Origin of the sequence: Listeria rocourtiae FSL F6-920 (assembly GCF_000525975.1) — a bacterium.
Taxonomy (GTDB): Bacteria; Bacillota; Bacilli; order Lactobacillales; family Listeriaceae; genus Listeria_A; species Listeria_A rocourtiae.
Map to the genome: position 1 here is coordinate 1 of NZ_AODK01000091.1, position 1,416 is coordinate 1,416.

The following is a 1,416-nucleotide window of genomic DNA, read 5'->3' on the forward strand; positions in this document are numbered from 1 at the left end:
GATGAGAGTAAAGGACTAGCAGGGGCAGAGTTTGACCTCTTCCGCGGCACACCAGGATCAGGCACATTCGTAAGTAAGCATGTAACACCAGCATCAGGCGTCATTCAAGTAAACAACTTAGAATTTGGAAACTACTACTTTGTCGAAACAACAGCACCAGCAGGTTATGAGTTAGATACCACACCAAGAACCTTCACGATTGGCGAAGGGCAAGTAACGGTACCGTTCGAGCTAGGCGTTGCAAATAAAGCGATTCAAACACCAGTAGGCTCCGTAGAATTAATCAAATATGATGAAGATGATGAGAGTAAAGGACTAGCAGGGGCAGAGTTTGACCTCTTCCGCGGCACACCAGGATCAGGCACATTCGTAAGTAAGCATGTAACACCGGCATCAGGCGTTATCCAAGTAAACAACTTAGAATTTGGAAACTACTACTTTGTGGAAACAACAGCACCAGCAGGTTATGAGTTAGATACCACACCAAGAACGTTCACGATTGGCGAAGGGCAAGTAACGGTACCGTTCGAGCTAGGCGTTGCAAATAAAGCGATTCAAACACCAGTAGGCTCCGTAGAATTAATCAAATACGATGAAGATGATGAGAGTAAAGGACTAGCAGGGGCAGAGTTTGATCTATTCCGCGGAACACCAGGATCAGGCACACTCGTAAGTAAGCATGTAACACCAGCATCGGGTGCTTTCCAAGTGAATAATTTAGAATTTGGAAACTACTACTTTGTCGAAACAAAAGCACCAGCAGGATATGAGTTAGATACCACACCAAGAACATTCACGATTGGCGAAGGCCAAGTAACCGTACCATTGGAGCTAGGTGTTGCCAACAAAGCGAAGATTAATCCAAATATCCAAACACTCGCTTTTGAGACGGGAACAGAAAGTAAGCTTCTTTTCCCAGGCGAAGCAGCGAAGATTAGTGACCGCGTTTCTTATAACAATATCATCCCAGGGAAGGCCTACCGTTTAGACGCCACACTTTTAACAAAAAATAGCGCGTTACAAGTAACAACAGGGCAAAAACTATTTACTGCAACGAGCGCAACAGGTCAAGAAGTCGTTGATTTAGCGGCATTTGACGCGACGATGTTACGTGGCCAAGAAGTGGTTGTATTTGAGCAACTGATTGATGTGGAAACAGGTCTTATCGTTGCGACACATGAAGATTTAAATGACGCCGATCAAACAGTGACATTCGCTGACCCACGTGGTGGTGTAGCCTTTACCAAAGTAGATGCTGATACACAAAACCCATTGGCAGGAGCAGAGTTTACCCTGTATGAAGGGACGTCAAGCGCGCCAGGTAACGCTTTAGGCGTCTACACAAGTGCTGCGACAACAGGGAAAGTAACTGTCAATAATTTACCGTACGGTAACTACCACTTTGTCGAAACAAAA

General features: G+C 45.1%; 1 protein-coding gene. It reads left to right on the forward strand.

Annotated elements, in window-relative coordinates:
- Positions 1–1,416: MSCRAMM family protein (locus PROCOU_RS15915; protein ID WP_036074390.1), on the forward strand; the 1,416-nt coding region annotated here is incomplete at both ends.